We start from the raw sequence: 23,164 nt of genomic DNA on the forward strand, positions 1-23,164 counted from the left end.
GTTACAAGGAACGACAGCCGGATTTTGACAGAGTAGAAAAAGCTTAAGGCAAAATTCAAAGCTGTAGATAGAGAAAGAGGATAAAAGAAAAATGGCAGTTTTAGAAGAAACAATTGATATTGCCGTCATCGGCGCAGGCCATGCGGGATGCGAGGCAGCGCTTGCGGCAGCGCGGATGGGGCTGGAAACGGTTGTATTTACGGTAAGTGTCGACAGCATCGCCATGATGCCGTGCAACCCGAACATCGGAGGCACCTCGAAGGGACACCTCGTAAAAGAGATCGACGCGCTCGGCGGCGAGATGGGTAAAAATATTGATAAAACGTTTATTCAGTCGAAAATGCTGAATAAATCAAAGGGACCGGCGGTGCATTCGCTGCGTGCGCAGGCAGACAAGCGGGCGTACAGCCAGTCGATGCGCGAGGTTCTCGAAAATACCGATCATCTGACGATCCGCCAGATGGAGATTGCGGAGCTGATCGTGGAAGACGGCGTTCTGACGGGCGTAAAAGCCGTTTCCGGTGCAATTTACCACTGCAAGGCTGCAGTGCTCTGTACCGGTGTTTACCTGAATGCGCGGTGCATTTACGGTGATGTGAGCACATATACGGGACCGAATGGCCTGCAGGCGGCAACACATCTGACGGATTCGCTGAAGGCAAACGGCGTGGAGATGGTGCGCTTTAAAACAGGAACACCGGCGCGTATCGACAAGCGGAGCATCGACTTCTCCAAGATGGAAGAGCAGTTCGGCGATGAGCGGGTTGTGCCGTTCTCGTTCTCGACCGATCCGGAGAGTGTACAGATCGATCAGGAATCCTGCTGGCTGACGTATACGAACGAGGAGACGCACAAAATCATCCGCGAAAATCTCAGCCGGTCGCCGCTCTATTCCGGCATGATCGAGGGAACTGGTCCGCGGTACTGTCCTTCGATTGAGGATAAAGTCGTAAAATTTGCCGATAAAAACCGCCACCAGGTGTTCCTGGAGCCAGAGGGAAGATATACAAACGAGATGTACGTCGGTGGCATGTCGAGTTCACTGCCGGAGGATGTGCAGATTGCGATGTATCACACCGTGCCGGGTCTGGAGCATGCAAAAATTGTGCGGAATGCGTATGCGATCGAGTATGACTGTATCAACCCGAGACAGCTTCTGCCGTCCCTGGAGTTCAAGGCGATCAAAAATCTGTTTTCCGGCGGCCAGTTTAACGGCAGTTCAGGATACGAGGAAGCTGCGGCACAGGGCCTGATCGCGGGCATCAATGCGGCGCTCCGCGTGCAGGGAAAAGAGGAGCTGGTGCTCGACCGTTCCGAGTCGTACATCGGTGTTCTGATCGATGACCTCGTAACGAAAGAGAACCACGAGCCGTACCGAATGATGACGAGCCGCGCGGAATATCGTCTGCTGCTCCGCCAGGACAATGCGGACCTGCGTCTGCGCAAATACGGATACCGCGTGGGACTGATCAGCGAGGAGCAGTATGCGGCACTGAAAGTAAAAGAACAGCAGATTCAGGAAGAGATTGAGCGCGTGGAGAATACGTATGTGGGAACGAGCTCGAACATCAATGAGCTTCTGGAAGAGTATGGATCGACGCTGCTTTCCGGCGGAAGTTCGCTCGCAGAGCTGATCCGGAGACCTGAACTGAATTATAAGATGCTGGCGGAAGTAGATCCGAAAAGACCCGAGCTGCCGGAGGATGTACAGGAGCAGGTCAACATCAACATCAAGTACGACGGCTACATCAAGCGCCAGATGAAGCAGGTGGAGCAGTTCAAGAAGATGGAAGAGAAGAAGATCCCGGAGAATATCAATTACGACGAGATTCAGAGTCTGCGTATCGAGGCGAAACAGAAGCTGAACCTGTACCGCCCGATCAACATCGGCCAGGCGTCCCGTATTTCAGGCGTTTCCCCGGCGGATATTTCGGTTCTGCTGGTGTATCTGGGACATAAATAAAGGGCAGATATGCATGCCTGAATTACGTTCTTATGCAGCGAAACAGCAAGTGCTTTCGCGCTGCGTGGATCGTAACAAAAAGTGCAGCGGGCACTTGGAAGAATAGAGAAGAACGGAGAACAACATGAAAGAATACAATCTTGAAGGATTTGAGCGCGGCCTTTTTGAGCTTGGAATCACACTTTCCGAACAGCAGAAGACGCAGTTCCTGCAGTATTATGAGCTGCTGGTGGAGTGGAACTCGTTTATGAATCTGACGGCGATTACGGAGTTTGATCAGGTGATTACGAAGCATTTCCTCGACAGCCTGTCGCTGGTGAAGGTCTGTGATGTGGCACAGGCGGGACGCATTCTCGATGTGGGAACGGGAGCCGGTTTTCCGGGAATCCCACTGAAAATCGCGTTTCCGGAGGTGGAAGTTGTATTGCTGGATTCACTGAATAAGAGAGTGAAATTCCTGAATGAGGTGATCGGACAGCTTGGCCTTTCGAAGATTACGGCGGTTCACGGAAGAGCCGAGGATTTCGCACGCCAGAAGGATTACCGGGAGCAGTTTGATCTCGTGGTATCGCGGGCAGTGGCGAATTTAAGCTCGCTTTCGGAGTACTGTCTGCCGTATGTGAAGGTGGGCGGACGGTTTGTTTCGTATAAATCGGGCAAATTGAATGAGGAGCTTGCCGCAGCTCAAAAAGCGATTCATGTGCTCGGCGGCGAGGCAAAAGAGCCGGTTTATTTCCAGCTTACAGGAACGGAGGATGAGAGATCGTTTGTCTGTATCGAGAAGGGGAAGGCAACGCCGAAAAAGTACCCGAGAAAAGCGGGAACACCGGCGAAGGAGCCGATTCAGTAAAGAATAGATTTTTTGAGAAAGCTAAAAAAGAAACAAAAGTGTAAAAGGTGAAATCAGAAGAGATTGTTATGCCGAGTAAGTTGGCATAATAACCTCTTCTGATTTTTTATGTATATATACGATTAAATGTCTGGAAAATTACACTTTTGAGCAAAAAAAACAATTCTCCTATTTGCAGTATTTTGCGCTGAATATTTTGTGAAAATATGATAATTGTTAAAAAAATTATATCAGTGTATGATGAGATAAATAGATCGATTGTGAAACGTAAAAGAAAATATGATAGGGGGGAATGGCATGAGGAAAATATTAAAAATATTTGTTTGCTTCATTGGAATTATGATATCAGCATCTACTGTATCGGCATCTAAACTTGAAATACTATCGGAATCTGAAGATTATGAAAAAATAGTTGAGCTGGCTGATGAAATTGTGTCTATTACAAATGGAGGACCTGTTGAGGATCCGTTTGAGGAGGGAATCCGTGTATCGGATATTGATTTTGATAATGCATTAAAAGAGTATATTGATACGCCACTTTTGACCTCAGAACTTCTTTCTGTGTCCGAAGTAGAAAGCGCGTTAGAACAAAGCGATTATATTTGGATTATCCCGATTAGAGCATATGGACATTTGTATGAAGCATGTGCGGTAAGGGCAAATGGGGAAGATGGACAACCGATTGATCAATGGCACATAAGTGGAGCCAGAGGATATGAATTAGACGATACGCCGACCTATATAGAACAATTAAATATTTCACTTGCTGCAAACCCAGATATTGTATGGGACAATTATAAGTTTCGACTTGTTGGAGGAGTAGATCCAATTCGTTTTCCGGTCTGGATTACATTCACGGAAACGCAAATGGAGTATCTGATACCGGGACGTGAAGATGCTGCAGCGTGTCTTACAGATAGTTCGGAAATAGCGGAAGATAGACTTGATGGTGAAGAAGAATTCCATGCATATAGTTATGCTGCGGTTGTTGCCGCAGTTGCTGATTCGTCTTATATCGAAACTGACGATGCACAAGGAGGAACCAATATTGTCCTTGATGTTGCAAATCAGCCGGTGAAACATCAAAATAAGATGTTGGTAATTATTTTAGGAATTGGGATTCTGGCAGTTGGTATTATAGCTGGTTTGGCAATTAAAAGGAAACAAAGAAAGTGAAAGGGAAGCCCGGATGAAACATATCTAAAAACGAAAAGCTTGTAACGAAGAAACAGGTGCTATCTGAGAAAAAGAGACAGCACCTGTTTTTTATAGAAATTCCGGAAAATAATGCCAAAAATTCAGCACGGCAGAACGTGAATTACTGCGTTACAAATTTTTTATACACAGCAGCCCGGAATCAGAAATCCGATGTAGCTGATGAGGAACAGTACCAGCCAGATCGTTCCAGGCAGGAGTGTCAGATGGCAGGAGGCGCGCTTCCACTCGGCGGGAAGTTTCGCGGTGAGAGAAGAGTAGCCGTCGTCGATCCAGATCATCAGAGGGACGAGCGCCGGCATCAGGTAACGGCCCTGCGATTGGTAGTCGCTGAAATACGTGTTGTACATGTCCATGAACAGCGTGACCAGGCAGGCGAGGAACAGCATCACAAAGAGGAGAAGCTGCGGCTTTTTGTGGAACCAGTGCGGAACCATGCCGAGGAACAAAAACACTAGGAATCCGAATGCCATCAGGGCGCCGTACAGCAGATAAAGCACCATCGGGAGATGGACGGTCATGTAGGAGAACGAGCCGATGAAGCTGCTGACGGTCGAGAACAGCCAGTTGGAGGTGCGGCCCTCCGGGGTCTGTAAATACGTCTGCTGGAAGTTCCAGCCTTCGGATGCCGGGGTCTGACGATTCTCTGGTTTGTATTCATCGGCTGCGTACAGCGCTGCGGATTCATTCGAGGTGCGCATGCCGAGCAGATCGCCGTCGTGGATGACGGCATTGCGGATGAAGAACCAGCCGCCGATCAGGAAGGCGATAGCGAAAACAGCCAGCGCTTTGACAAAAATTTCTTTTGCCGGTTTCCGGAAATGAATCATCAGCGCGAAGAACAGCAGAATGCTGCACAGCAGGTACGCGTAGGCGTTATAGTACGACAGCGCGCAGAGTCCGCAGCCTGCTCCCAGGCCGATACAGTCTTTTTTGCAGAATGCGCTTTTCATGCCGCGAATCCAGAAATAGATGATCAGTGCGACCGTGAAAACGGCGAACGAGTCGTTGTTTACATAGCAGGAGAGGAACACGAACTGCGGCAGGAAACCGACGAAAATACCGCCAAGCAGTGCCGATTCGCGGCGTTCAAAGAGCTCTTCTCCGATCAGAAAGACAACGATCAGTGTGCCGGTGCCGGAAAGGACGCTGGTGAGGCGGGCGGCAGTTAAAAGAGCCGCTGCACTTTTCGTAAACAGCGATGTAATGGCCATAAACACGGAGCTGATGATCGCGGTCAGATACGGATACAGCGCATAGGAGAATCCCCACAGCGGATGGCGCACCGATTCTTCCATGCCGTTCGGCAGTGTGTGGTGTGAGACGATGTATTCCGGAATCAGCATCCGCATCGCCTCATCGGGGGCGTGTTCGGTTTTCAGGAAAATCGAGGTGCCAAAAGAGATGCAGAAAAAGCCGAAAATCAGCATATACTTGGCCCAGTAGTAGTCTTTTTTATTCATAGAGTCTCCTAAAATCTCCAGTCCCGGACGGGAAAAAGTCCGGCGTAATATTTTGCGGCGGAACAAAAATGGAAAAGCGTCCGTCCGCGGATACGTTATAGTATACATGATTCTTATGGTAAAAGAAATTGATTTTTCGTCGAAAAACAAACAAACTGCTCCATGGCTTCACTGTTTTTTCACAAATTTTCCAGCAAATTATCACATTTTCAGAATAAGATAAAGTGTCTTTAGAAAATGAGAGCATCTCCGGCTCTTTCACCCCCAAGGGCGGGCTGGGACTGCTTTAAGAAACAAGGAGGAAGGAACATTGATAGAGGTTAAAAATCTGGTGAAACGCTATGGCGACCACGTAGCTGTCAACAACCTGAGTTTTACCGTAGAAGAAGGCCAGATCTATGGTTTTCTTGGCCCAAACGGTGCCGGAAAATCAACGACCATGAACATCATCACCGGCTATCTGGCATCTACGGAGGGCGAGGTGCTGATCAACGGCCACAATATCCTGGAGGAGCCGGAGGAGGCAAAGAAATGCATCGGCTATCTGCCGGAGCTGCCGCCGGTCTACACGGACATGACCGTTCTGGAATATCTGAAATTCGTGGCGGAATTAAAGAAAATTCCAAAGGATCAGAGAAAGAAACAGATTCTTGAGGTCATGAATCTGGTGAAGATCACCGATATGCAGAACCGTCTGATCAAGAACCTGTCGAAAGGATACCGACAGAGGGTCGGACTGGCACAGGCAGTGCTCGGTTATCCGCCGATCATCATCCTCGATGAGCCGACGGTAGGCCTGGATCCCAAGCAGATCATTGAGATCCGCGACCTGATCAAATCACTGGGTAAAAAACATACCGTTATCTTAAGTTCCCACATCCTCTCCGAGGTCAGCGCTGTCTGCGATTACGTCATGATTATTGCAAAGGGACAGCTCGTTGCGAGTGATACCCCGGAAAACTTAAGTAAACTGATGCTTGGATCAAACACGGTTACATGTACCGTTCACGGAACGAGAAAGCAGCTGGTTCCGGCGCTTAATGCGCTCGATGCAAAAGAGATCCAATATGAAAATACGCCGAATGAGGAGCAGATTAAGGTAAAAATTACCACGGAAAAGGATAAGGATATCCGCGAGGAGCTGTTCTATGCACTGGCAAAGGCCAACTGCCCGATCCTCGAGCTGACTTCCTCCTCGATGTCTCTGGAAGACGTCTTCCTGGAGCTGACCGATGATTCCGGAAAGGCTGCAAGAAAGCTGAAAAAAGCAGAGAAAGAACAGCTGAAACAAAAAGAATGTGAAAAAGAATGTGAACCAGAAGCAGACAAAACGGCTGTCGGGGAAACGTCTGAAGAAAAAAGCACAGATGCAGCGGAATCAGCCGCTGAAACAAAACAGGAGGAGGGAGACGCACAATGACGGCGATTTATAAAAAAGAGTTAAAAAGCTATCTGACAAGCATGATCGGATATCTGTTTATGGCGTTTACTCTGGCGCTGTTCGGCCTGTATTTTACGGCCATCAATCTGCAGCAGGGTTACCCGGAGATCGGATACGCGCTGCAGAATTCCGCATTTATTCTGCTGATCGCAGTACCGGTTCTGACAATGCGTGTCCTGTCGGAGGAGCAGAAAAATAAGACGGATCAGCTGCTCCTTACCGCACCGGTAAAAATTTCCGATATTATCCTTGGAAAATATCTGGCGCTTCTCACCATTTATGTGATTCCAGTGCTGATTATGTGCCTGTATCCGCTGCTTCTTGGAACCCACGGAACAGTTTCCTACGCTGTATCCTACACTTCGATCCTTGGCTATTTCCTGCTGGGAGCAGCCTATATTTCGGTCGGTGTGTTCGTTTCCTCCATCACCGAGAGCCAGGTCATCGCAGCCGTTGTCGGCTTTGTGATCCTGTTCCTGTGCTACGTGGAGAGCGGTATCGCAAACTTCTTCCCGGAAGGAGCCGGAAGCTCTTTCTTTGCTTTCTTTATCATCATTGCACTGGTATGCCTCTGGATCGGCAGTATGATTAAAAACCCGATCATTACAGGTGTGATTGCCGTGATCGGCGAAGGCGCGCTGACGGCAGTTTACTTCACAAAATCCACCCTTCTCGAGGGCAAAATCCAGGATCTGCTCGGTGTATTCAACATGGCAGGCCATATGGATAACTTTGTGAACGGTATTCTGGACATTGGCGGTGTTGTTTACTACCTGTCCGTCATTGCAATCTGCACTTTCCTTGCAATGCAGTCCCTGCAGAAGAAACGCTGGAATTAGGAGGTGGAGACGATGAGCAGCGAAAAGAAAGAAAAGAAACAGCATAAAATGAATTTTAATATTAAAGAAAAGCTGAAAAAGACGTTCTCCAAAGAACATCTGAAGGAAGTGTTTACCGGCGAGGAGCAGAAAAAGCATCTGAAACAGGGCTCTTATTCTTCGATTATGACGGTGATTGTTCTGGCTGTGATTGTGGTTATTAACCTGATTGTGGCGCAGATTCCGACCAGCAAAACACAGATTGACCTGAGTACGCAGAAAATGTACTCCATTACAGATGAGACGAAAACGGCATTAAAGGATCTCGATCAAGACGTTACCCTGTATTATATTGTGCAGAAGGGCAGTGAGGATGACACCACCGAGAAGCTGCTGGAGCACTACGATGAGCTTTCTGACCATATCAAAGTAGAGACAAAAGACCCGGATCTGTATCCGAAATTTACGAGCCAGTATACCGATCAGACGGTAGCTGCAAACAGTGTGATTGTCGTATGCGGCGATAAGAGCAAGGTGGTCAGCAACAGTGATATGTGGGAGACTTCCACAAACTATCAGACCTATCAGACACAGACGACCGGCTTTGACGGCGAGGGTCAGATTACCAGCGCCATCACGTATGTGACGAGTGAAAACAACCCGAAGGTTTACTGGGTAACCGGCCACGGCGAGGCTTCCGAGAGTGATCTCTCTACGAACTTCAGCGATGCCATTAACAAAAACAATGTGGAAATCAGTGATCTTGCCCTGATGACAGACGATATCCCGGAGGATGCCGAGGAGCTTGTAATCATGTCCCCGACCACCGATTTTTCAGAGGATGAGGCAAATAAAGTCATTACCTACCTGGAAAACGGCGGAAAGCTTCTGATGTTCACCAGCTATACCGGAACGGATATGCCGAATCTGGATTCCATACTGGAAAATTACGGTGTGAAACGCTCCAGCGGAATTGTTGTGGAGACCGATTCCCAGCATTATTATCCGCAGATGCCGTATTATCTGCTGCCGAACATTCAGAGTGATGACATTACAACCGAAGTAAAGAGTAATTACATTCTGATGCCGGTTGCACAGGCAATTCAGAAGCTCGATTCTTATCGTGATACCATTACGATCAAGAGCCTTCTGACGACCACCGAGGACGCTTATATTGAAAATGATCCGGAGAACAGCACCTGGTCGAAGAGCGCGGACAGTGAGACGGGCGCATTTGACCTTGGCGTTTCCATCACAGAGACCGTAGATGATAAAGAGACACAGATCATTTATTTCTCGAGTGCATCGATGCTGAGCAGCCAGATTGACCAGGCAATCAGCGGTGCGAACTCAAAGCTGGCAGCGACTGCACTGACCTCCATGTGTGATGTGGAGCAGACCGTTGTTATTCCAAGCAAGAGCACAAGCTATACAAACCTGGTATTTACACAGGGAGCAGTTAACACCTGGTCTATTATTACCATTGCGGGAATTCCGCTGGTACTTGTTGTGATTGGCGTGATGATCTGGATGAAGAGGAGAAAACAGTGATGAAGAAAAAAGGAAAGATGGCGGCCTGCCTGATCCTTTTGGTACTGCTTCTTGCCGTATTGGTGGTGCTGACGAAGAAAAACAGCACCGCCGATGCGGACAGCAGCAGTTCGGATTCTGGTGCAGACGCCGAAAAAGTGGTTGATTTTTCAAAAGATGATGTAACAGCGCTTTCGTTCCGGATCAACGGAGAGACGGTGTCTTTTACGAAAACAGCAGGAGACGATGATACCGATATCTGGACATACGACCAGGAGGATGGATTCCCACTGGATGAGGGCAAGATAACGAGCGTTTTAAGCTCTCTTAGCAGCATGACAGCAGAAAGAGTCATTGAAGGCGATGAAATCGATTCTATGGCCGATTTCGGGCTCGAGACGCCGTCTCAGGAGGTTATAGTGACTGCGGGAGACGAGAAAACGACGATTCATGTCGGAGATAAGAACAGCTCGAGCAGATACTATATTTATCTGAACGATGATACGAGTAAGGTTTATCTGGTAAGCACATCGCTTGGAACGATGTTCCCGTCCGATATGATGGAGTGGGCGACAACGGAATCCATGCCATCTGTGACGGCGGAAAACATTACAAAGCTGCAGGTGGAGGGTGAGAACGGATATACGCTGACAAAAGAAGTAAGCGCTGCTGATTCGGCACTTCAGACGGATGAATGGCAGGTTGTGGACGCAGATGGAGCGGCACATGGCGGTGATGCGGATTCGATCGGCACCATGACAAGTGCAGTGGCATCTCTTAGCTTTGGAGATCTTGTTACGTACAACGCATCGGATCTTTCCCAGTACGGACTGGATCAGCCAAAGACGACGATCCGCGTGCATTACACGGAAGAGCAGGAGGTTGAGGCTGACGATACAACAACGGCAGATACTTCTTCGGATTCCACAACAGATTCTGCATCAAGCGACAGCACTGCAACGAGCTCTTCTTCCGAAACGACAACCGTTACGGTGGAGAAAGATCTGGTATTGTATGTCGGCAATGCAAATGAGGACGGCGGTTCTTATTACGTGAAGCTGGACGGCTCGAATGAAGTTCATCTGATGACGGCTTCGAATGTTGAAACCTTCACCGGAAAGAAGGCATCTGATTTCTGGAACATGTATATCGGCATGGAAAATGTATCGGATCTGACGAGCCTTGATATTACGTATAACGGCGAGACGAAGACGTATGTACGCCATGTGGAAGAGAAAAAGGATGACGACAGCGATTCCACAACACAGGAAATCAGTTACATCTGCGGCGATGAAACGATTGATAAATCAACGTTTACCACGTTCTATTCTTCGCTCATTGGCCTGAAGGCGCAGACGAAGGATGAAAGCCTCGTGCAGGCCAAGGATGCCGAGTTTACCGCAGTCTTCCATATGACAGACGGCGACCTGACATTTGCTTACAGCCCGTATGATTCGAGCTTCTATTACACGGTAGATGAGGACGGAGTGCCGTCTCTTGTGAATAAAAATAACGTGAAGACCATGCTGGAAAATTACGGGAAACTGCTTGCGGCAAAGACGGAAGATGACAGTTCTTCAGACAGCACGTCAGAATCAGCGGAATAAAGAGTCATTAAAATCTGGTTAAAATTGAAAACGGAGGATTTACTGAGAGTGAAAAAATCAGTAAGTCTTCCGCTTTTTTATGGGAAAATGAAAGCGGAAGAAGTATAATGGGAGTATAACAAAGACGGTGGATGGGGGGGTGAAAGGATGAAAAAGGTTTGTTTGACAGTATTGTGTATTCTGCTGGTGGGCTGCGGTAATGCAGAAACGGCGGAAACAGAGGAGAAAATGCGGTTTGAAAATCTGGATCCGGCAAAGGTAAATATGCAGTACGGAGGGTTGAAGGAGTGGGATCGGTTTTATAATAGCTTTTATGAGCAGAAAGAGGGAAGCGATCTCATTGTTCTAGGAACGGTAGAGGATTATAGCTGTTTTGCCGGGGGAATTGAGATTGCAACCGATATTTCACTGCGGGTGGATGACGTTTTGAAAGGTGATATGGAAGCCGGAGAACATATTACGGTTCGAAAGCCGGGCGGAGCAGTTACGGTGGAAGAGTATCTGCAGTCCATGGAGGATGCGGGAATTACGTACTGGAACGCAGAGGAGCTGAAAGCGGAGTATTCGGAGGAGGAACGGCGGGAGAACTATATACAGATCAGCTTCTGCGACCTTGATCCGGTGATCGGGCAGAAATCCTTGTATTTTCTGGAGAAAGATGCGGAAAAGGAGCTTTATTACCGGCTTTGCGACGGGTTTGGACAGTATGTAGAGACTGCGTTGGGTGAATATGTAAACGCGTATGAGATTGCAGATGAGAAAAGAAATGCGGATGAGCCAATGATGCTTGCACTGGGAGAAACGGTGGAATTTGACCCGGATGCAGCGCCGGAGGAGAGAATTAATATTTATACGATGGATGAAATAAAAGAGGGAATGGAAACGTATACAGCGCCGCCAACGGATTATCCGGGCGCAGAGGAAGATGCGTTGGAAATGGACTGTGAGCCGGGTTAAAAATGGAAAAACGGAGGATTTACTGACATGGAAATATCAGTAAATTCTCCGCTTTTTTTGTCTCATTTTTTTCGCTCGAGGCCGGGAGCAGAAGGGGTGTTATTGTACCGGGGCGAAAAAGATCTGGATCTGCTCTAAGAGGGCCTGTGGGGCCTCCATCTGCGGCATGTGCTTTGTTTTTGGCAGGATCTGGGTTTCGATGGAAGTGTTGAGTGCCGTGTACAGCGCAAAGGTTTCTGCGATGCCCGGTTCCTCCTCACCGCCGATGAGGAACATGCTGTTGTCGATGTGTTTTAAGGCGTGGCCGATGTTGAGGTTCACGTAATTGCCCACGAGGCTTGCGAGAAGGTACTTTCCGGCGCTGTTCTGGAGGTGTGCGGACTCGTAGAAGGCGTCTACGTCCTCCGGTGAGCGGTGGAATGGGTTGTGATAATAGCTCTCAGTGAATAAAAGCTCGATGTTGGAGCGGCCGGTGAGCGTGTGGTACAGCAGCGTGCCGACGAGCGGGAGCTCGATCATGCGTTTCAGGAAGCGGCTGCGTTTATCCGGGATTTTGTTGAGCTTGGCAAGGTCGGTCGGGTTGATCATCATGATTCGGCCGAAGCATTTCGGGGCTGTATTGCAGGCGGTTACGACGAAAGAGCCGGATAAACCGGATGCAATTACGTCGGTTGGACATCCGATGACCTGTTTGATGAAGGTGACGATGAGCTGTACGTATAAAAAGTTCGTGTACGTGATCGCCGGCTTGTCGGAACGGCCGCAGCCGAGGAGATCGAGTGTGTAGACGGTGTGATCCTGAGCGAGAGCATCCTCAATATACTGCCATTCGCGGCCGCTGGAGGCACAATGTAAGTCATGAAGTAAGAGCATCGGGGTTCCGGTGCCTTTTTTTGTGTAAAAAATATCGCCGAACTGCCAGGAAAAGCTCTCTTTTTCAGCCGATGCGAGCAGGTTTTTCCGTACGGCGGCGGTATCGAGCGTTTTATTCAGAAAGTAAATCGCTGCGCCGGACATCGTGGTGAGGACACTCAAGGTGACCAGTTTTTTGCTGTGTTTCATATGATAAAACTCCTTTCAGGGGTCTCCCGGAGGGGAGGAATCGGTTCGAAACGTTGTGTTGAGCTTATTATAAGCGAAAAAAGGGAAAGATACAATGCAAAAATTAAGGGAAAAATGAGAAAAAGAGACGAAAACAAGGCGCAATTTAACAAAAAGCGTAGACAATTCCAGGAGAACTACGTTATGTCAACTACTGGCGAATGGCATATTTAAATGGTTTACATAACTGCAAAAAAAACAGAGAAAAAATGATGCAATAATACACATAAAAGCATGAAAACGGCACTATGGGATAAAATCCTTCCAGATTGGTAAAAATCCATGAAAAAATGGTCCCAAAATGCGTTTAGTAAATGGTTTGGAAAATCCGAAAAAACGAATGTAAAAGTTCAATTCATACGAAAATATAAAAATATAATTAAATAATTTAATAAAAGAGAGAAAACAGAGACGAAAAACTACGTGAAACACGCGAAAATGCAGGAAAAATGTAGAAAAGACGGAGAAAATCAAAAATAGAATAGAAAATACGATTATTTTAAAAATAAGAGAGGTGAAAAATGAGAGTGATTTTCGGAAAGCCGGAAAGCAAATCGCTTCTCACTGATCGCCGAAGACCGAAAATCGTAAAAAACGATGTTTCACGTGAAACATTTTGAGAGACGTGAAACGTGAAAAATGAGACAGGGAAAGTGACATAAGTAGAAACGAAAAAATGAAGGACGATCTAAAAAAATGGCAAAAAGAGGGTGTAAAACGATGGAAGAGGCGGAAAAAGCAAAAAAGATAAAAATGAGTTGAGAAAAGGCAAAAAACGACTGAAAAGGGGAAAATGTAGTATAGACATGGGCGAAAAGAATAAAAACGGAGAGAAGGAATAAAAAATGTTGATAAAAGAGAAAAAGTGAGATTGTTTACAAAAAAAGAGAAAGGTAAGCCAGAAAGATGGAAAAGAGGATAAAAGACGTGGCAGCGAGAGAAAAATATTAAAACCATAAAAACAGAAAAATTATAGTGAAATCAAATAAATCGATAAAAAACAGAAAATGTGCAGCTTGGCCTATAAAATAAAAAAATCAAAGAAAAACCGCCCGAAAAGAGAAAAACTGGAGAAAAAATGAAAAAGAGGATGTCTCACGGATTATGCCTCTTACTGATGAAAATAAAGAGAAAAATGCTGAAAATTTGAAAAAAGCGAGGAAGAACGATGAAAAAACAGAGCCCTGGTGAATAAAAATACATTTTATATACAAAAGAGACATTTACGATCACCGAACAACCATAAACAGTTTTGATTCCTGATCTATGTATCAATAATATCCTGATAAGTTGATTTTTTCTTCCTAATCACCTGAGATTTCCTTGAAAAAGAGCATCACACGATTAAAATAACGTTTCCAGTATATTTATACCTCAAAAACGTCAAAAATTAAAATATTTCACGTGAAACATTTTATAAAAACTGTGTGAAACAGAAAAAATGTTCTGACATTGCAGAATTACTTGGAAACCATCAAAAAATGCAAAATCATCGCTGAAAAAATTCCAAAAAGCCTTTAAACAGCGTAAAAACCGAGAAAAATTATTGTAAAACAGTGCTTTTCAAAATGTTTCACGTGAAACATCGCCAAAAATCTCCAATTTTCTTATGTTTCAAACCGCCTAATCATGCAAAAATGCAGAAAATGTTTCACGTGAAACATTTCCAGTAGTAAAATCCGGCGTAGTATGATAAAATATCTTTGTCCCAAATTGGGGCAATTTTGAGATAGAATCTGAAGAATTCCTCAGATAGACTGGCATAGAAAAGGAGATTTTTCCTATCTATATGCCAAAACACCTGCCGCATGAATCATTTTTTTGAAAGAAGTGCCGGCAGGTCATTTCCTGTAAAAAGGAAAAACTGCAAATGGAAAACAAAAAGATGAAAGGAGGCAATACATATTTTGGGAAGAACAATTGCAATTGCAAACCAGAAAGGCGGCGTAGGTAAATCTACCACCGCAATTAACCTTTCTTCCTGTTTAGGAGAAATGGGACAAAAAGTTCTGACCATTGATATGGACCCGCAGGGAAATACCACCAGCGGAATGGGAGTAGAGAAAAATGAAGTGGAAAATACCATCTATGAACTGCTTCTTGGAGAGTCAAAACTGGAGGACTGCATCATTCCTCTGAATTTTGACAATCTTTCCCTTATCCCTTCCAATGTCAATCTGGCCGGAGCGGAGATCGAGCTGATCGGGGTGGAAGACAAAGAATTCATTCTGAAAAACGCAATTGATCAGGTCCGCGATCAGTACGACTTCATTATTATTGACTGTCCGCCATCCTTAAATATGCTGACAATCAACGCGATGACCACCGCGGACACCGTTCTGGTGCCGATTCAGTGTGAATATTACGCACTGGAGGGCTTATCCCAGCTTATGCACACGATTGAGCTGGTGCAGGAGCGTCTGAATCCAGAACTGGAGATGGAAGGCGTTGTCTTTACCATGTACGATGCGAGAACGAATCTTTCTCTGCAGGTAGTAGAAAACGTAAAAGACAGCCTGGATCAGAATATCTACAAAACCATTATTCCGAGAAATGTCCGCCTTGCGGAGGCACCGAGCTACGGTATGCCGATCAACTATTACGACAAGCGGTCCACCGGTGCAGAGAGCTACCGTCTCCTGGCAGACGAAGTGATTCACAGGGGGGATGAAGAGTAATGGCAGCGAGAAGAGGAGGATTAGGCAAGGGCCTGGATTCCCTGATTTCACCGGGACATTCGGCCAAAGCAGAAGCAAAAGAGAAACCGGCAAAACCGGAGGTCAAAGTAGTCGAGAAGGTTGTTGAAAAAGTTGTCGAAAAACCAGTTGAGATGAAACTGAAAATCTCCGAAATTGAACCGAACCGCGAACAGCCGCGAAAATCCTTTGACGAGGACGGCCTGATCGAACTTTCGGAATCCATCAAACAGTTCGGAGTTCTACAGCCGATTCTGGTGCAGAAAAAAGATGATTATTATGAGATCATCGCAGGGGAACGGAGATGGAGGGCTGCAAAGCTTGCCGGAATCAAAGAAGTACCGGTCATCATCAAAGATTTTACCGAGCAGGAAGTTGTCGAGATTTCCCTGATTGAAAATATTCAGAGAGAATCCCTGAACCCGATTGAGGAGGCACACGCATACAAACGCCTGATGGAAGAGTTCCATCTCCGCCAGGATGAAATCGCAGAGCGCGTTTCCAAGAGCAGAACGGCGGTTACAAACTCGATGCGTCTCCTGAAACTGGACGACAGGGTACAGCAGATGGTTGTCGATGAAATGCTGACAACCGGTCATGTGCGTACGCTGCTGGCGCTGGAGAATAAAGAGCTCCAGTACAATACGGCAATGAAAATCTTCGATGAAAAGCTCAGTGTCCGTGAGACCGAGCGCCTGGTCAAAGAGATCCTGAATCCGAAGGTGAAGAAAGAAAAGAAAGTCAATCTGGAAGAGGAAGCCATCTACGAAGGTCTGGAAGAGAAAATTAAGAGCATCATTGGTACGAAGGTTTCCATTCACCGCGGGGCAAAGCACAAAGGAAAGATCGAGATCGAGTATTATTCCCAGGAAGAGCTCGAGAGAATCATGGATCTGTTTGAATCAATACAGTAAGAGGTAGAATAATGAGCGATTTATTTAGTAAGGTAGGAATTGACCTTGGCGTTGTTGTACTTCTTCTGATTGTACTGATTATCGTGATGATGATTATGACGGTCAGCATGTCGCTGCGTCTGAGCAGACTGAACCAGAAGTACAGAAGCTTTATGAAGGGAAAAGACGCCCAGTCACTCGAAAAGCTGTTTCATCAGCGGTTCAAGGAAATTGACAAACTGAACAAGCAGAATGAACTGACGAAAAAGAATCTTGCGGATCTGAAAAAGATCCAGGGCATGACGCTGAACAAATACGGAATCGTAAAATATGATGCGTTTGACGATGTGGGCGGAAAGATGAGTTTTGCGCTGGCAATGCTCGACAAAGAAAACACAGGTTTTATCCTGAATGCAATCCACAGCCGTGACAACTGCTTTTTATATCTGAAAGAGATCGTAAAAGGCGAGTCCTATATCATGCTGAGCACCGAGGAAATCGACGCGCTGCGCCAGGCAATTACGATGAATTCGATCGATCTGATGTAAAAGCGGACCGCAGAAAAACAGCATGAAAGAACGCTTGAAAAAATGCATATACTGTTATATGATGGTACTGGAACGCGCCAAACCCGCATAAATGCTGGAAAAACGGCAGTGGTTCCGGGCTGGAAAGAACAAAAAGAATCCCGCCAAAATGAGGGGATAAGATCTACTAGGAGGAAATTATGTTAGACATTAAGTTTTTAAGAGAAAACCCGGAAGTTGTAAAACAGAATATCCGAAATAAATTCCAGGATCAGAAACTGGAGCTGGTTGATAAAGTCATCGAGCTGGATAAAGAAAACCGTGACATCAAACAGGAAGTAGAAGCACTTCGCGCGAAGAGAAACAAAATCTCCAAACAGATCGGCGCACTGATGGGTCAGGGCAAGAGAGAAGAGGCTGAGGAAGTAAAGAAACAGGTAGCTGTTGACGGTTCCCGCATCGAGGCTCTTTCCGCAAGAGAAAAAGAAGTAGAAGAAGAAATCAAAAAGATCATGATGGTCATCCCGAACATCATCGATCCTTCCGTACCGATCGGAAAAGATGACAGCGAGAACGTAGAAGCAGAGCGTTTCGGCGAGCCGGTTGTACCGGATTTTGAAATCCCGTATCACACCGACATTATGGAGTCCTTCGACGGAATCGATCTGGATGCAGCAAGAGAAGTTGCAGGAAACGGATTCTATTATCTGATGGGCGACATTGCACGCCTCCACTCTGCCATCCTTTCTTATGCAAGAGATTTCATGATCGACCGCGGATTTACCTACTGCGTACCGCCTTTCATGATCCACGGCAACGTCGTAAACGGTGTTATGAGCTTCGCTGAGATGGAGTCCATGATGTACAAAATCGAGGGCGAGGATCTGTACCTGATCGGAACCAGCGAGCACTCCATGATCGGTAAATTCATCGACAGCATCATCCCGGAGGAGAAACTGCCTCTGACCCTGACCAGCTACTCTCCGTGCTTCCGTAAAGAAAAAGGAGCACACGGCATCGAGGAGCGTGGTGTTTATCGTATCCACCAGTTCGAGAAACAGGAGATGGTTGTTGTCTGCAAACCGGAAGACAGCATGATGTGGTATGACAAACTGTGGAAGAACACCGTAGACCTGTTCCGTTCCATGGATATCCCGGTTCGTACTCTGGAGTGCTGCTCCGGTGACCTGGCTGACCTGAAAGTAAAATCTGTCGATGTTGAGGCATGGTCTCCGCGTCAGAAGAAATACTTCGAGGTAGGAAGCTGCTCCAACCTTGGTGATGCACAGGCAAGACGTCTGAAAATCCGTGTCAACGGCGAGGACGGAAAGAAATACCTGGCACATACCCTGAACAACACCGTAGTTGCTCCGCCGCGTATGCTGATCGCATTCCTGGAGAACAACCTGAATGCAGACGGAACCGTAAGCATTCCGGAAGTTCTTCGTATGTACATGGGCGGAAAAGAGAAACTGGTTCCGAAACACTAATCGCATAAGAAATACAAAGGAATGAGAGGAGGTGTTCTTATGCACGCTTACCTGAAAACCATTGGATTTTCAAAGATCAAGACGACGAAGGAACTCCAGGAGATTCTTCGTGATGTAGTAGAAAACTACGACCGTAAAAAGATTGTGGAAACAGAAGAACACCACCTTTTTGCTGAATTTTCGAAAGAATATGCATATGACTGTGGTATCACGGTCTGTGGGGAAATTGATGAGAACAACCGTTTCCAGATGGAATATTATTATCCCTATTTCGAGGGCGGGCAGATCAGTTCCTACGAGGAGGTATCGGTGGAGCGCCACGTCGATAAGGAATCGTTTGCAGGCGCCTGCGACGATATGCGGCTTGGCATCACGATGATCTTTTATCTGACGCATGCAGCGGAATATCTTGAGATGAAACAGAAAAATGCGCTGCAGCCGCTTCCGCTCCCGCTTTCTGTCTCCGGTCTTGCAGCGGAAGGAACAATTCTGCTTCCGATCCAGAAAGACCCGGAACAAGTCGAGAAGGAGCGCCGCAGCACGCAGCAGAAGAATTCACTGATCTCGGCTGCCAGAAACGGGGATGAGGATGCGATGGAAAGTCTCACCATGGATGATATTGACACATATGCCATGATTTCCCAGCGTCTGACGAAGGAAGATGTCTTTTCTATTGTAGATAGCTTTTTTATGCCGAGCGGTCTCGAATGTGACCAGTACAGCGTGATGGGTGAAATTACGGAGATGAATACAACGAAGAACGCGGTAACGGGCGAGCGGGTGTATGAGCTCGGTCTCGTCTGCAACGATGTGCCGATAGACATCTGTATCAACGAAAAGGATTTATTTGGAGTACCGGAAGTGGGAAGACGTTTCAAAGGCCAGATCTGGCTGCAGGGAATGCTGGAACATCTGTAAGGGAAAAATAAAAAGAGCGAGGACGGAAAAAGAGAAAATTCAGTCCTCGTTCTTTTTTTGCAGATTTTTATAGCGATAAACGGATGTTTACTGGTTCTGCACCAGATTCAGATGCTTACGCACCCGCTCGATCAGCATTTCAAGAGCAACGGTGTTCTGTCCGCCCTCCGGGATGATCACGTCGGCACGGCGCTTGCTCGGCTCTACGAACTGCTCGTGCATCGGTTTTACGGTCGTCAGGTACTGCGTTACAACGCTGTCCAGGGAACGGCCGCGCTCTTTTACATCGCGCAGGATCCGGCGGAGAATCCGCACGTCCGCATCGGTATCGACAAAGACTTTGATGTCCATCAGATCGCAGAGATCCTTCTCAACGAAGAGGAGAATGCCCTCGAGCACGATAACCGGGGCAGGATGGACCAGAATCGTTTTATCCGAGCGGTTATGCATGGCATAATCGTAAACCGGCATCTCGATGGATTTTCCGGCTTTCAGCTCGAGAATGTGCTGGCATAACAGGTCGGTATCAAAGGCATCGGGATGATCGTAATTTAATTTGGCACGCTCCTCAAAAGGAATATCGTCATGGCGTTTGTAATAGTTGTCATGGCGCAGAATGCTCACTTTATCGCGTCCAAAACTTTCTACCAGCTTATCTGCCAGTGTCGTTTTTCCACTGCCGGTTCCTCCGGCAATTCCTATCAGTATCGTATCCATAAGAAACTCCTTTTTATCCGATGATAGCCAGTGTTGCGCTTGTTCCGAGACGGCTTGCGCCGGCATCTACCATAGCCTGTGCCTCGTCTGCGTTGTGGATTCCGCCGGAAGCTTTTACGCCCATATCCGGGCCTACGGTCTTTCTCATCAGGGCAACATCAGCCGCTTTTGCACCGCCGGTAGAAAATCCGGTGGAGGTTTTTACGAAGTCAGCGCCGGCTTCTTTTGCGAGCTCGCACGCTTTTACTTTCTCTTCATCGGTTAAAAGGCAGGTCTCGATGATGACTTTCAGAACGATGTCCTTGCCGCATACTTCTTTTAAGGTCTGGATATCGGAGCGTACGAAGTCGTATTTGCCGTCTTTGAGGGCTCCGACGTTGATGACCATATCAACCTCCTGTGCACCGTCTTCGATGGCTGCACGGGTCTCAAACGCTTTTACACGGGTATCGGACATGCCCAGAGGGAAGCCGACAACGGTGCAGACTTTGACGTCAGATCCTTTGAGCTTTTCAGCAACGAATTTGGTGTAGTACTGGTTGACGCAGACAGAAGCAAAATCATGTGCAAGTGCCTCGTCGCAGATCTTTGCAACCTGTGCTTCGGTTGCGTCTGCTTTTAAAATAGTGTGGTCAAATAATTTGGTGTTCAGCATAATTTTTTCCTTTCTTTTATGAAAAATAAATCAGAATGATAGAGAAAAGGCAGAGCCGAAAAAACACAGTTCGGATTTAACGGCTCTGCCTTTAAAAATTGTAACTATTCAGAGCCACATCTCGATTCCGCTGCGCTGCATCTCGATGTGGCTGCTCGCCATATGAAATTCCAGAAAAAACCGCTCATTCATGCAAGCATGATTCGCAATTTTTTCTTCCATTTCACATGGCTCTGAATAGTTACATATTATCTTGCGCCCTTATCGTATGGAATACCTTCGGCTTTCGGAGCCTGGGAATTCTTGGATGTGAAGGCGAGAATAATCATGGATGCGATAAACGGCATCATGTTGTAAATGTTCTTGGACAGTCCCAGATGGGAGAGGACGGTGGAGTCCGCAATGTTTGCCAGGGAACGGAATACCGCAAAGAATACGGCTGCTCCGGCAATGTGGAACGGTTTCCACTGACCGAAGATCATAACAGCGAGGGCAAGGAATCCGGCACCGGCTACGCCGACTTCGAAGTTCCAGGTGGTAACGGACGGAACGATGTAGGCAAATCCGCCGATACCGCCGAGTGCACCGGAGATGATAACACCGGTGTATCTCCACTGGTATACGTTGATACCAACAGAGTCGGCTGCCTGTGGATGCTCACCGCAGGCACGCAGGCGCAGTCCCCATTTCGTTTTGAAGAGGAACACGTAGCTGCAGATCAGAAGGATGATGCCGATGAACAGGAAGATGTTCACGGTAAATGGTCCGATCTTGTAAATGAAAGCGGCGTTGGTGTAGTTCAGCTTTGCGGAAGCTGCACCGTTTCCGGCATCCGAGCCGTTGTTGAATGCTTTTACCAGGACGATGGCAATGGCAGTAGCCAGCATGTTCAGCGCGGTTCCGCCGATCGTCTGGTCTGCTTTCAGTGTGATGGCGGAGAAGCCAAGCAGCAGAGAGTAGATCATACCGGATACGGCGCTCGCCAGAATGGAAAGTGCCACAAGTGCAGGAGCCGGGAGGTCCGGGAACAGAACCAGGACGAAGACACCGGCAAGGCCGCCGATCGCCATGATTCCCTCCAGCGCGATGTTGATGACACCGCTTCGCTCGGAGAACATACCGCCCATCGCAACGAGCATCAGAACAACGGCGTACAGTAAGGTAAATTTAATTAAAAGGAACATTATTTCTTCTCCTCCTTTCCGTTGTCTGCATTGGCATTTGCTTTCTGCTCTTTTTTGCTCTTGAACAGGTTTGCAACGATGCCCTTGAACAGGGTAACGAATGCGCAAAGGTAAATGATAACGGCAACGATCAGGTCCGCGATCTCCGGCTGATAATATTTCGTAGGCAGGTAAGCACCGCCGACCGAAATATGAGCAACGAAGAGAGCAGCGAAGATAACGCCGATCGGGTTGCTAAGTGCAAGAAGCGCAACCGGGATACCATTAAATCCGATGGCCGGGAGTGCTGTCGATACCTGCGGGTTCCACTCGGATGCACCGGAGAGGAAGTAGAGGCCTGCACCGATTCCGGCAAGCGCACCTGCGATGGTCATGGAGAGAACAACGTTTCTCTTCTCGTTGATGCCGGCGTATTTGGCAGCATCCTTATTGAATCCGCAGGCTTTCAGCTCATAGCCGAAGGTTGTTTTGTTCAGAACGATGTAGATGATGACCGCAATGGCAATCGCAATGAAAATCGCAATCGTTGTGGAACTGGTACGGAAAATGGAGTTCATGCCGCAGTCCGGAATCAGGGATTTCGGAGAAGCGGAGCTTAATTTGTAAGTACGTGTGGTCTTCTGATCATACATGTCCGGGATGGTGTTGTACATCAGCTCATTGACAAGATAAAGACCAATCCAGTTGAACATGATGGAAGTAATAACTTCATTTACGTTGAAGTATGCTTTGAAGATACCAGGAACTGCTCCCCAGATGGCTCCGCAGACCATAGCAGCCAGAAGGCATACATACCATGGCATGTGGAGGATGATGGCAAAATACAGGGCGCCGAAGACACCGACGGTGTACTGTCCGGCAGCACCGATGTTGAACAGACCTGTTTTAAAAGCAAATGCAACCGAAAGTCCGGTCATAATCAGGGGAGCGGACTGAGCGATTTCACTTCCGATTCCCTTCGGCTTTAAGTAAAAGCCGCCTTTGATGATTCGTGTAAATCCATCCACTGCGTTCTCCGCGTTGATGCAGTATAAAATGATAAATCCCACAAGAAGACCGATCACAATACATACAAGAGAAGCGACAATGGACAGAAGAGCGTTTTTCGTTTTTTCGTTCATGCTTTTCTTACCTCTCTT

19 protein-coding genes are annotated in these 23,164 nt (G+C 47.1%); 13 read left to right on the forward strand and 6 right to left on the reverse strand.

Features of this window, described 5'->3' with window-relative positions; all coding sequences use genetic code 11:
- The first annotated feature begins 91 nt into the window (after positions 1-91).
- From mnmG to DW743_RS14765, 3 genes are all read left to right on the forward strand, one after another.
- Positions 92-1,963 (forward strand): tRNA uridine-5-carboxymethylaminomethyl(34) synthesis enzyme MnmG, encoded by a 1,872-nt coding sequence (gene mnmG, locus DW743_RS14755; protein WP_117762027.1) that lies wholly within the window; start codon positions 92-94, stop codon positions 1,961-1,963.
- A 124-nt stretch (positions 1,964-2,087) separates the two neighbouring features.
- Complete coding sequence (gene rsmG, locus DW743_RS14760; protein WP_117762026.1) at positions 2,088-2,813, forward strand: 16S rRNA (guanine(527)-N(7))-methyltransferase RsmG; 726 nt, start codon at positions 2,088-2,090, stop codon at positions 2,811-2,813.
- Between the two features lie 297 nt (positions 2,814-3,110).
- On the forward strand, positions 3,111-3,989 hold the full coding sequence (locus tag DW743_RS14765) for a hypothetical protein (RefSeq protein WP_117762025.1): 879 nt from the start codon (positions 3,111-3,113) through the stop codon (positions 3,987-3,989).
- A 161-nt stretch (positions 3,990-4,150) separates the two neighbouring features.
- On the opposite strand, the gene DW743_RS14770 is transcribed toward DW743_RS14765, so the two are convergent.
- The gene (locus DW743_RS14770) at positions 4,151-5,491 is read right to left on the reverse strand and encodes an ArnT family glycosyltransferase (RefSeq protein ID WP_158568583.1); all 1,341 of its coding nucleotides are present in this window, start codon (positions 5,489-5,491) and stop codon (positions 4,151-4,153) included.
- A 310-nt stretch (positions 5,492-5,801) separates the two neighbouring features.
- Between DW743_RS14770 and DW743_RS14775 the strand changes: the two genes are divergently transcribed.
- The 5 genes from DW743_RS14775 (at position 5,802) to DW743_RS14795 (ending at position 11,844) form a co-directional block, all read left to right on the forward strand.
- Complete coding sequence (locus tag DW743_RS14775) at positions 5,802-6,911, forward strand: ABC transporter ATP-binding protein (protein ID WP_022462026.1); 1,110 nt, start codon at positions 5,802-5,804, stop codon at positions 6,909-6,911.
- Positions 6,908-7,771, forward strand: coding sequence for an ABC transporter permease subunit (locus DW743_RS14780; protein WP_022462025.1), 864 nt, complete (start codon positions 6,908-6,910; stop codon positions 7,769-7,771). Before DW743_RS14775 ends, DW743_RS14780 begins: the two co-directional genes overlap by 4 nt.
- Before the next feature lie 12 nt (positions 7,772-7,783).
- Complete coding sequence (locus DW743_RS14785; protein WP_243004592.1) at positions 7,784-9,301, forward strand: GldG family protein; 1,518 nt, start codon at positions 7,784-7,786, stop codon at positions 9,299-9,301.
- A complete protein-coding gene (locus DW743_RS14790) occupies positions 9,301-10,887 on the forward strand; it encodes a DUF4340 domain-containing protein (RefSeq protein WP_117762023.1) in 1,587 nt (528 codons plus the stop codon). The genes DW743_RS14785 and DW743_RS14790 overlap by 1 nt, the downstream gene beginning before the upstream one ends.
- 147 nt (positions 10,888-11,034) lie before the next feature.
- On the forward strand, positions 11,035-11,844 hold the full coding sequence (locus DW743_RS14795; protein WP_117762022.1) for a hypothetical protein: 810 nt from the start codon (positions 11,035-11,037) through the stop codon (positions 11,842-11,844).
- A 99-nt stretch (positions 11,845-11,943) separates the two neighbouring features.
- Here DW743_RS14795 and DW743_RS14800 read toward each other — a convergent pair whose 3' ends face one another.
- Positions 11,944-12,906, reverse strand: a complete 963-nt coding sequence (locus DW743_RS14800; RefSeq protein WP_117762021.1) for an alpha/beta fold hydrolase — start codon at positions 12,904-12,906, stop codon at positions 11,944-11,946.
- Positions 12,907-14,852: 1,946 nt separating this feature from the next.
- Between DW743_RS14800 and DW743_RS14810 the strand changes: the two genes are divergently transcribed.
- The 5 genes from DW743_RS14810 (at position 14,853) to DW743_RS14830 (ending at position 19,469) form a co-directional block, all read left to right on the forward strand.
- A complete protein-coding gene (locus tag DW743_RS14810; RefSeq protein WP_022461756.1) occupies positions 14,853-15,623 on the forward strand; it encodes a ParA family protein in 771 nt (256 codons plus the stop codon).
- Entirely contained in the window at positions 15,623-16,555 is a 933-nt protein-coding gene (locus tag DW743_RS14815) for a ParB/RepB/Spo0J family partition protein (protein WP_022461755.1), read from the forward strand. The genes DW743_RS14810 and DW743_RS14815 overlap by 1 nt, the downstream gene beginning before the upstream one ends.
- Positions 16,556-16,566: 11 nt before the next feature.
- Positions 16,567-17,082, forward strand: coding sequence for a DUF4446 family protein (locus DW743_RS14820; RefSeq protein ID WP_055225938.1), 516 nt, complete (start codon positions 16,567-16,569; stop codon positions 17,080-17,082).
- A gap of 179 nt (positions 17,083-17,261) precedes the next feature.
- Positions 17,262-18,551 (forward strand): serine--tRNA ligase, encoded by a 1,290-nt coding sequence (serS, locus tag DW743_RS14825; RefSeq protein ID WP_022461753.1) that lies wholly within the window; start codon positions 17,262-17,264, stop codon positions 18,549-18,551.
- A 39-nt stretch (positions 18,552-18,590) separates the two neighbouring features.
- Entirely contained in the window at positions 18,591-19,469 is an 879-nt protein-coding gene (locus DW743_RS14830; protein ID WP_117510628.1) for a DUF3881 family protein, read from the forward strand.
- An 87-nt stretch (positions 19,470-19,556) separates the two neighbouring features.
- Here DW743_RS14830 and udk read toward each other — a convergent pair whose 3' ends face one another.
- The 4 genes from udk to DW743_RS14850 all read right to left on the reverse strand — a co-directional run bounded on the left by udk (position 19,557) and on the right by DW743_RS14850 (position 23,146).
- Positions 19,557-20,186 carry a uridine kinase gene (gene udk / locus DW743_RS14835; protein ID WP_117762019.1) on the reverse strand — a complete coding sequence of 210 codons (630 nt, stop codon included), beginning with the start codon at positions 20,184-20,186 and terminating at the stop codon, positions 19,557-19,559.
- A gap of 13 nt (positions 20,187-20,199) precedes the next feature.
- Positions 20,200-20,841, reverse strand: a complete 642-nt coding sequence (deoC, locus tag DW743_RS14840) for a deoxyribose-phosphate aldolase (protein WP_022461750.1) — start codon at positions 20,839-20,841, stop codon at positions 20,200-20,202.
- Between the two features lie 248 nt (positions 20,842-21,089).
- Positions 21,090-22,025 (reverse strand): ABC transporter permease, encoded by a 936-nt coding sequence (locus tag DW743_RS14845; protein ID WP_055225933.1) that lies wholly within the window; start codon positions 22,023-22,025, stop codon positions 21,090-21,092.
- Entirely contained in the window at positions 22,025-23,146 is a 1,122-nt protein-coding gene (locus DW743_RS14850; RefSeq protein ID WP_117762018.1) for an ABC transporter permease, read from the reverse strand. The genes DW743_RS14845 and DW743_RS14850 overlap by 1 nt, the downstream gene beginning before the upstream one ends.
- Between the last annotated feature and the right edge of the window lie 18 nt (positions 23,147-23,164).

Source organism: Blautia sp. AM28-27, from assembly GCF_003480905.1.
GTDB lineage: Bacteria > Bacillota > Clostridia > Lachnospirales > Lachnospiraceae > Fusicatenibacter > Fusicatenibacter saccharivorans.

Excerpts from the sequence above, each read along its gene's own strand:
- mnmG (WP_117762027.1), top strand. The coding sequence starts at position 92 with ATGGCAGTTTTAGAAGAAACAATTGATATTGCCGTCATCGGCGCAGGC.
- rsmG (WP_117762026.1), top strand. The coding sequence starts at position 2,088 with ATGAAAGAATACAATCTTGAAGGATTTGAGCGCGGCCTTTTTGAGCTT.
- DW743_RS14765 (WP_117762025.1), top strand. The coding sequence starts at position 3,111 with ATGAGGAAAATATTAAAAATATTTGTTTGCTTCATTGGAATTATGATA.
- DW743_RS14770 (WP_158568583.1), bottom strand. The coding sequence starts at position 5,491 with ATGAATAAAAAAGACTACTACTGGGCCAAGTATATGCTGATTTTCGGC.
- DW743_RS14780 (WP_022462025.1), top strand. The coding sequence starts at position 6,908 with ATGACGGCGATTTATAAAAAAGAGTTAAAAAGCTATCTGACAAGCATG.
- DW743_RS14785 (WP_243004592.1), top strand. The coding sequence starts at position 7,784 with ATGAGCAGCGAAAAGAAAGAAAAGAAACAGCATAAAATGAATTTTAAT.
- DW743_RS14790 (WP_117762023.1), top strand. The coding sequence starts at position 9,301 with ATGAAGAAAAAAGGAAAGATGGCGGCCTGCCTGATCCTTTTGGTACTG.
- DW743_RS14795 (WP_117762022.1), top strand. The coding sequence starts at position 11,035 with ATGAAAAAGGTTTGTTTGACAGTATTGTGTATTCTGCTGGTGGGCTGC.
- DW743_RS14800 (WP_117762021.1), bottom strand. The coding sequence starts at position 12,906 with ATGAAACACAGCAAAAAACTGGTCACCTTGAGTGTCCTCACCACGATG.
- DW743_RS14815 (WP_022461755.1), top strand. The coding sequence starts at position 15,623 with ATGGCAGCGAGAAGAGGAGGATTAGGCAAGGGCCTGGATTCCCTGATT.
- DW743_RS14820 (WP_055225938.1), top strand. The coding sequence starts at position 16,567 with ATGAGCGATTTATTTAGTAAGGTAGGAATTGACCTTGGCGTTGTTGTA.
- serS (WP_022461753.1), top strand. The coding sequence starts at position 17,262 with ATGTTAGACATTAAGTTTTTAAGAGAAAACCCGGAAGTTGTAAAACAG.
- DW743_RS14830 (WP_117510628.1), top strand. The coding sequence starts at position 18,591 with ATGCACGCTTACCTGAAAACCATTGGATTTTCAAAGATCAAGACGACG.
- udk (WP_117762019.1), bottom strand. The coding sequence starts at position 20,186 with ATGGATACGATACTGATAGGAATTGCCGGAGGAACCGGCAGTGGAAAA.
- deoC (WP_022461750.1), bottom strand. The coding sequence starts at position 20,841 with ATGCTGAACACCAAATTATTTGACCACACTATTTTAAAAGCAGACGCA.
- DW743_RS14845 (WP_055225933.1), bottom strand. The coding sequence starts at position 22,025 with ATGTTCCTTTTAATTAAATTTACCTTACTGTACGCCGTTGTTCTGATG.
- DW743_RS14850 (WP_117762018.1), bottom strand. The coding sequence starts at position 23,146 with ATGAACGAAAAAACGAAAAACGCTCTTCTGTCCATTGTCGCTTCTCTT.